Annotated in this window: 6 protein-coding genes; 1 reads left to right on the top strand and 5 read right to left on the bottom strand. The window is 58.5% G+C overall.

Annotated features, from left to right (window positions below; all coding sequences use genetic code 11):
• Nucleotides 1–19 precede the first annotated feature (19 nt).
• From EIY71_RS24470 to sdhC, 5 genes are all read right to left on the bottom strand, one after another.
• The gene (locus EIY71_RS24470; RefSeq protein WP_011333115.1) at nt 20–2,851 is read right to left on the bottom strand and encodes a 2-oxoglutarate dehydrogenase E1 component; all 2,832 of its coding nucleotides are present in this window, start codon (nt 2,849–2,851) and stop codon (nt 20–22) included.
• Nucleotides 2,852–3,104: 253 nt separating this feature from the next.
• Complete coding sequence (locus EIY71_RS24475; protein ID WP_007959035.1) at nt 3,105–3,809, bottom strand: succinate dehydrogenase iron-sulfur subunit; 705 nt, start codon at nt 3,807–3,809, stop codon at nt 3,105–3,107.
• 11 nt (nt 3,810–3,820) lie between these two features.
• Complete coding sequence (gene sdhA, locus EIY71_RS24480) at nt 3,821–5,593, bottom strand: succinate dehydrogenase flavoprotein subunit (RefSeq protein WP_085747080.1); 1,773 nt, start codon at nt 5,591–5,593, stop codon at nt 3,821–3,823.
• Between the two features lie 3 nt (nt 5,594–5,596).
• A complete protein-coding gene (gene sdhD / locus EIY71_RS24485; protein ID WP_007977503.1) occupies nt 5,597–5,965 on the bottom strand; it encodes a succinate dehydrogenase, hydrophobic membrane anchor protein in 369 nt (122 codons plus the stop codon).
• Entirely contained in the window at nt 5,959–6,333 is a 375-nt protein-coding gene (gene sdhC / locus EIY71_RS24490) for a succinate dehydrogenase, cytochrome b556 subunit (RefSeq protein WP_011333113.1), read from the bottom strand. The genes sdhD and sdhC overlap by 7 nt, the downstream gene beginning before the upstream one ends.
• A gap of 364 nt (nt 6,334–6,697) precedes the next feature.
• On the opposite strand from sdhC, the gene gltA reads away from it, so the two are divergent.
• On the top strand, nt 6,698–7,987 hold the full coding sequence (gene gltA / locus EIY71_RS24495; RefSeq protein WP_007959044.1) for a citrate synthase: 1,290 nt from the start codon (nt 6,698–6,700) through the stop codon (nt 7,985–7,987).
• The last annotated feature ends 330 nt before the right edge of the window (nt 7,988–8,317 follow it).

Here is an 8,317-nt window from a genome sequence, read left to right on the forward strand (position 1 = left end):
TTTCAGGTGCGCGAAGGCGTTAAACGGTAAACGCGTCTTGCAGCAGTTGTTCCTGCTGCTCGGCGTGCATCGATGCGTAACCACATGCTGGGGCAGCAGAAGCCTCACGGCCCGCGTACTCGAGTACGAGAGATTTGTTGAGGTTGCTGATGCTGCGACGCAGGTGGTGCTGGCTGCAGTACCAGGCGCCCTGGTTCATCGGCTCTTCCTGACACCACACGGCCGCTTTGGCGTTGGTGTAAGGAGCCAGGACTTCTTTCAAGTCGTCCTCAGGGAACGGGTACAGCTGCTCGATACGCACGATGGCGATATCTTCGCGGCCTTCGGCACGACGTTTTTCCAGCAGGTCGTAGTAAACCTTGCCGCTGCACAGAACAACGCGCTCGACCTTTTTCGGGTCCAGGGCATCGATTTCCGGGATCACGGTCTGGAACGAACCTTCGGCCAGATCTTCCAGGGTCGAGATGGCCAGTTTGTGGCGCAGCAGCGACTTTGGAGTCAGAACGACCAATGGCTTGCGCAGCGGGCGAATCACCTGACGGCGCAGCAAGTGGTAGATCTGGGCCGGAGTGGTCGGCATGCACACCTGAATGTTGTGCTCGGCGCACAGCTGCAGGTAACGCTCAAGACGTGCCGAGCTGTGCTCAGGGCCCTGGCCTTCGTAGCCGTGTGGCAGCAGCATGGTCAGACCGCAGAGACGGCCCCACTTGTGCTCGCCGCTGGTGATGAACTGGTCGATAACAACCTGTGCACCGTTGGCGAAGTCGCCGAACTGGGCTTCCCAGATCACCAGCGCGTTCGGCGTGGTGGTCGAGTAACCGTATTCGAACGCCAGTACGGCTTCTTCCGACAGGAACGAGTCGTACAGGTCGAAGCGTGGCTGACCTTCATACAGATGCTTGAGCGGAATGTAGGTACCGGCATCTTTCTGGTTGTGCAGCACAGCGTGACGGTGCGAGAACGTACCGCGGCCGATGTCCTGACCGGTCATGCGGATCGGGTGACCTTCGAACGCCAGGGTCGCGTACGCCATGGTTTCGGCGTAACCCCAGTTGATCGGCAGGCCGCCGGCTTGCATCTTCTGACGGTCTTCGTAGATCTTCGCGACCTGGCGCTGAACCACGAAGCCTTCCGGAATTTCCAGCAGCTTGGCGGACAGTTCCTGCAGGGTCTTGAGGTCGAAACGAGTGTCGTGACGCGCAGTCCAGGCGTGGCCCAGATACGGACGCCAGTCCACGAACAGCTCTTTGTTCGGCTCTTTGACCAGCGATTTCACTACGTGCAGACCGTTGTCCAGCGCGTTGCGGTATTCGTCGACTTTCGCCTGAACACGCTCTGCGTCCAGCACACCGGCCTGGGTCAGACGATCAGCGTACAGCTCACGGGTGGTGCGCTGCTTGGTGATCTGCTGATACATCAGAGGCTGGGTGCCGCTCGGCTCGTCGGCCTCGTTGTGGCCGCGACGGCGGTAGCAGACCAGGTCGATCACCACGTCACGCTTGAACTGCATGCGGTAGTCGATGGCCAGCTGGGTCACGAACAATACGGCTTCCGGATCATCACCATTCACATGGAGGATCGGCGCCTGGATCATTTTCGCAACGTCGGTCGCGTACTCGGTGGAACGCGAGTCCAGCGGGTTGCTGATGGTGAAACCAACCTGGTTGTTGATCACGATGTGCACGGTACCGCCGGTCTTGAAACCGCGGGTCTGCGACATCTGGAAGGTTTCCATCACCACGCCTTGACCGGCGAATGCCGCGTCACCGTGGATGGAGATCGGCAGAACCTTCTCACCGGTAGGGTCGTTGCGACGATCCTGACGGGCGCGAACCGAACCCTCGACCACCGGGGAAACGATTTCCAGGTGGGACGGGTTGAACGCCATGGCCAGGTGAACTTCACCGCCGGTGGTCATTACGTTGGACGAGAAGCCCTGGTGGTATTTAACGTCACCGGAACCCAGCTCGACCTTCTTCTTGCCTTCGAACTCGTCGAACAGCTCGCGCGGGTTCTTGCCGAAGGTGTTGACCAGTACGTTCAGACGGCCACGGTGGGCCATGCCGATGACGACTTCCTTGGTGCCGTAGGAACCGGAACGCTGGATCAGTTCGTCGAGCATCGGAATCAGGCTTTCGCCGCCTTCCAGACCGAAACGCTTGGTGCCCGGGTATTTGGTGCCCAGGTATTTTTCCAGGCCTTCACCGGCCGTCACGCGCTCGAGCAGGTGGCTCTTAATGTCCGCGGAATATTCCGGACGGCCACGCACGCTTTCCAGACGCTGCTGGAACCACTGGCGCTGCTCGGAATCGGTGATGTGCGTAAATTCAGCGCCGATGGTGCGGCAATATGTCTGCTGCAACGCTTCGTGAATTTCGCGTAGGCTCGCTTCCTCTTTGCCGATGAACAGGTCGCCGGCACGGAAGGTCGTATCAAGATCGGCATTGGTCAAGCCGTAGTGATTGATCGACAGGTCTGCAGGTGCAGGACGCTGCCACAGCCCCAGCGGGTCAAGCTGGGCTGCCTGGTGGCCACGCATACGGTAGGCCTGGATCAATCGCAGCACTTCAACTTGCTTCTTCTCGTGCTCACTGCTCACGCTGCCGGCGGAAACCGGTTGGGCGCGGCGCTGGTTCTTTGCCAGCAGCACGAAATGATCGCGAATTGTGGAGTGCGAAACATCGGTGGCAGAGCTGCCGTCGGCAGGCAGCTTCTGAAAGTAGGTGCGCCACTCTTCTGGCACAGCGTTAGGGTCGTGCAGGTAGAGCTCGTAGAGCTCTTCCACATAGGCAGCGTTTCCACCTGAAAGGTAGGCGCTGTTCCACATGCGCTGCATCACGCTTTCTTGCATGCTTGGTCACCCTCGGTTAGGGGAACACCATCGGTGCCGACACCGAGCAAGCTTGCAGAAGTCCGAATGCAGCGACCAAAACAAGCCACTTAGGATCACACTGATAGTCCGGGTACCAGCCCGGATGCCCCTGCTTGTCTCATTTCTTCAAAATAAGAGCCGCAGCTTATGGCTGCTGCTCTGGTTATAGCCATGGCGCGGGTTGAAGCCCGCGCCTAAGCCCTCTGCGGGTACAGCGGTTACAGCAGCTGAATCACACGCCGCTCGAAAGCAGCATGTTACGGATGTGACCGATGGCCTTAGTCGGGTTCAGGCCTTTCGGACATACGTTGACGCAGTTCATGATGCCCCGGCAGCGGAAGACGCTGAACGGGTCATCGAGGGACGCCAGACGCTCGGACGTCTTGGTATCACGGCTGTCTGCCAGGAAGCGGTACGCTTGCAGCAGTGCAGCTGGACCCAGGAACTTGTCCGGGTTCCACCAGAAGGACGGGCAAGAGGTCGAGCAGCAGGCGCACAGGATGCACTCGTACAGACCGTCGAGCTTTTCACGCTCTTCAGGGGACTGCAGACGCTCGATGGCCGGAGCCGGCGTGTCGTTCTGCAGGAATGGCTTAACCTTCTCGTATTGCTTGTAGAAGATGCTCATATCGACAACCAGGTCACGGATAACCGGCAAACCTGGCAGCGGACGAACGATCAGCTTGTTACCTTTGACGACAGCGGACAGCGGCGTGATGCACGCCAGGCCGTTCTTGCCGTTGATGTTCATGCCGTCGGAGCCACAGACGCCTTCACGGCAGGAGCGACGATAGGAGAAACCTTCGTCCTGCTCTTTGATCAGGGCGAGCACGTCCAGCACCATCAGGTCTTTACCACCGGTATCGACCTGGAATTCCTGCATGAACGGCGCAGCGTCCTGATCAGGGTTGTAACGATAAACACTGACTTGCAACATGGCGGTCACCCTTAATAAGTCCGGACTTTAGGTTCGAAAGTCGGAACAGTCTTCGGCGAGAAGTTCACGGCACGCTTGGCGACGCGTTTCTCACCCGGGAAGTACAGGGTGTGGCACAGCCAGTTTTCGTCGTCACGGTCTTCGAAGTCTTCACGGGCGTGAGCGCCGCGGGACTCTTTACGTACTTCGGCAGCGATGGCGGTAGCTTCAGCCACTTCCAGCAGGTTTTGCAGTTCCAGCGCTTCGATACGTGCAGTGTTGAACGCCTGCGACTTATCGTTGATCTTCACATTGGCGATGCGCTTGCGCAGATCGGCCAGCTGGGCAATACCCTTCTGCATGTATTCGCCGGTACGGAATACACCGAAGTAGTTCTGCATGCAGCTTTGCAGCTCGCGACGCAGGGTAGCGACATCTTCACCGTCGGTACGGTTGTTCAGTGCGTTCAGACGCGCCAGGGCAGCGTCGATGTCGGCTTCGGTAGCGTCGTCGTATTCGATGCCGTCGGTCAGCGCCTTCTCCAGGTGCAGGCCGGCAGCGCGGCCGAATACCACCAGGTCGAGCAGCGAGTTGCCGCCCAGACGGTTGGCACCGTGAACCGATACGCAAGCCACTTCACCTACCGCGAACAGACCAGGAATGATCTGATCCACGCCTTCGGCGTCCTGGGTGATCGCCTGGCCGTGAATGTTGGTGGCAACGCCGCCCATCATGTAGTGGCAAGTCGGAACAACCGGAACCGGCGCAACAACCGGGTCAACGTGGGCGAAAGTCTTCGACAGTTCGCAGATGCCTGGCAGACGGCTGTGCAGCACTTCCTCGCCCAGGTGGTCGAGTTTGAGCATCACGTGGTCGCCATTCGGACCGCAACCGTTGCCGGCGATGATTTCCTTAACCATCGAACGGGCAACAACGTCACGACCGGCAAGGTCTTTGGCGTTCGGAGCATAACGCTCCATGAAACGCTCACCGTGCTTGTTGATCAGGTAACCACCTTCACCACGGCAACCTTCGGTAACCAGCACACCGGCGCCGGCGATGCCGGTCGGGTGGAACTGCCACATTTCGATGTCTTGTACCGGCACGCCAGCACGCAGAGCCATGCCGACGCCGTCACCGGTGTTGATCAGGGCGTTGGTGGTGGATGCATAGATACGACCTGCACCGCCGGTAGCCAATACGGTGGCTTTGGCGCGGATGTAGGTGGTTTCACCGGTTTCGATGCAGATCGCGATCACACCGACGAATTCGCCTTCCTGGTTTTTCACCAGGTCGACAGCGTAGTACTCGTTCAGGAACGTGGTACCGGCTTTCAGGTTGCCCTGATAAAGGGTGTGCAGCAGCGCGTGACCGGTACGGTCGGAAGCGGCGCACGTACGGGCAGCCTGCCCGCCTTTACCGTAATCCTTCGACTGACCGCCGAACGGACGCTGGTAGATACGGCCTTGCTCGGTACGCGAGAACGGCAGACCCATGTGGTCCAGCTCGAAAACGGCAGCCGGGCCTTCCTGACACATGTATTCGATAGCGTCCTGGTCACCGATGTAGTCGGAACCCTTGACGGTATCGTACATGTGCCAGCGCCAGTCATCGTTCGGGTCGGCCGAAGCGATGGCGCAGGTGATCCCGCCCTGTGCGGACACAGTGTGCGAACGGGTCGGGAAAACCTTGGTGATCACGGCAGTCTTGTGACCGCCCTGTGCCAGTTGCAGCGCTGCGCGCATGCCGGCACCGCCGCCACCAATAATGATGGCGTCGAAAGAAATCGTTGGAATGTTAGCCATGAATCAGATACCCCAGAGAATCTGCACACCCCAGACGAAGTAAGCGAACATCGCGACGCCGCATACTGCCTGGAAAAGGAAACGTACTGCAGTCGCGGACTTGCCCAGCGCCATTGGCGTCAGGTAGTCGGTCGCGATGGTCCACATGCCGACCCAGGCGTGAGCGCCCAGGGCAACCAGTGCCAGCAGACTGAAGATACGCATTCCGTTGTGGGCGAACAGGCCGTGCCATTGGTCGTAGCCAATGCCCGGGTTCGCGGCGAGGTAGCCGATCAGGAATATGAAATAAGCCGCGAGAACGACCGCAGACACACGCTGTGCCATCCAGTCATAGAGGCCCGAACGCGAAAGGTTTGTAACGCTGGTTACCATATCCAAACTCCTGCCAGAACGATCAGCACCACGGAAACGGCGATGATCAGTTTCGAGCCCAGGCGGCCGCCTTCCAGCGTCTCACCGATGCCCATGTCCATGATCAAGTGGCGCACACCGGCAACCAGGTGATACAGAAGAGCGGACAGGAGGCCCCATGCTACGAACTTGGCCAGCGGGCTGGTCAAGCATGCCTTCACCTCGACATAACCTTCCTCGGAACCCAGGGATTTGCCCAATGCATAAAGCATGATGCCAAGGCCCAGGAAGAGAATGATGCCGGAAACACGGTGAAGAAACGACGTAACGCCGGTGATGGGGAGTTTGATGGTCCTTAGGTCTAGGTTTACAGGTCGTTGGCTTTTCACGGCTTTTTTTTCACACTGAAGAGCCCCTAACAATCAGGGCAAAGTTGTTGGGGAGTGCACTGGTCAGGTAACCACCACCCAGGGATGCGACCCCCAATGAAAGCAAGCCCAAAAGCCCTTGGCGGTCGGTCGCCGAGTATAGACAGTTAGGCTACTAATGACAACGCAATCGCCTACCCCCAATAGCGGATTGCACAAGTCGTATAAAAGGCGTAAATGGCAGGCAATTTCGAGGAAAAAGTGCGGTTAAAGCCTTCTGGAGCAAGACTTTAGGCAAATTGACATTCGAATTTATCTCACTATAGTGGTGCGGGCCCTGCGTGGGGGGTCTGTCTGATGATTTCAAGCATAAATAGGAGGCCACATGGCTGACAAAAAAGCGCAGTTGATCATCGAGGGCGCAGCCCCCGTCGAGCTGCCCATTTTAACCGGCACCGTTGGTCCCGATGTTATCGATGTTCGGGGCCTGACGGCCACGGGCCGCTTCACTTTCGACCCCGGTTTCATGTCGACCGCTTCCTGCGAATCGAAGATCACCTATATCGACGGCGACAACGGCATCCTGCTGCACCGCGGCTACCCGATCGAACAGCTGGCTGAAAAGTCGGACTACCTGGAAACCTGCTACCTGCTGCTGAACGGCGAACTGCCGACTGCAGAGCAAAAGGCCCAGTTCGTCGGCACCGTGAAGAACCACACCATGGTTCACGAGCAGCTGAAAACCTTTTTCAACGGCTTCCGCCGTGACGCCCACCCGATGGCCGTCATGTGTGGTGTAGTCGGCGCCCTCTCGGCCTTCTACCACGACTCCCTCGACATCAATAACCCGCAGCATCGCGAAATCTCCGCGATCCGCCTGGTTGCCAAGATGCCGACCCTGGCCGCGATGGTTTACAAGTACTCCATGGGCCAACCCATGATGTACCCGCGCAACGACCTGTCGTACGCGGAAAACTTCCTGCACATGATGTTCAACACCCCGTGCGAGATCAAACCGATCAGCCCGGTACTCGCCAAGGCCATGGACCGGATCTTCATCCTCCACGCCGACCACGAGCAGAACGCTTCGACCTCCACCGTGCGTCTGGCGGGCTCTTCGGGTGCCAACCCGTTCGCCTGTATCGCCGCCGGCATCGCCGCACTGTGGGGCCCTGCCCACGGAGGTGCGAACGAAGCCGTGCTGACCATGCTCGATGAAATCGGCGATGTTTCGAACATCGACAAGTTCATCGCCAAGGCCAAGGACAAGAACGATCCATTCAAGTTGATGGGCTTCGGTCACCGCGTCTACAAGAACCGCGACCCTCGCGCGACTGTCATGAAGCAGACCTGCGACGAAGTGTTGAAGGAACTGGGTATCCAGAACGATCCGCAACTCGAACTGGCCATGCGTCTGGAAGAGATCGCCCTGACCGATCCGTACTTCATCGAGCGCTCGCTGTACCCGAACGTCGACTTCTACTCGGGGATCATCCTCAAGGCGATCGGCATTCCTACCAGCATGTTCACTGTGATTTTCGCCCTGGCACGTACTGTCGGCTGGATTTCGCACTGGAAGGAAATGCTCTCCAGCCCGTACAAGATTGGCCGTCCGCGCCAGCTGTACACTGGCTACGAGTCGCGGGATATCACCAAGCTGGAAGACCGCAAATAAGAGCTGTCTTGCGATAGCCTCTTAGCGTTGTACCGGGAACGGCCTCCATGAGAATGGGGGCCGTTTTTTGTTTTTGCGGTTTTTTTGCGATCTTTGGATTGGGTGTATATCCGTTGCTGCGGTAACGGCTTCTTAGGGTTCCGCCCTTACGGCGGGTCACTTTTTCCAAACGCCGAAAAAGTAACCAAAAAGGCTGAGCCCCGGCGTACGGCACTTCGCTTAGGCTCAGTGTTCCCTCGCTACGGTGTCCATCAGGGGGCATCGCCTACGGTTTGCTTCGCTGCACCTCCTCTCGATGTATGCGGCTTCGCCGCACGGCGCTGCGCGCCT

The sequence above is a fragment of the Pseudomonas sp. CH235 genome (genome assembly GCF_004368175.1).
GTDB classification, from domain to species: Bacteria; Pseudomonadota; Gammaproteobacteria; order Pseudomonadales; family Pseudomonadaceae; genus Aquipseudomonas; species Aquipseudomonas paraglycinae.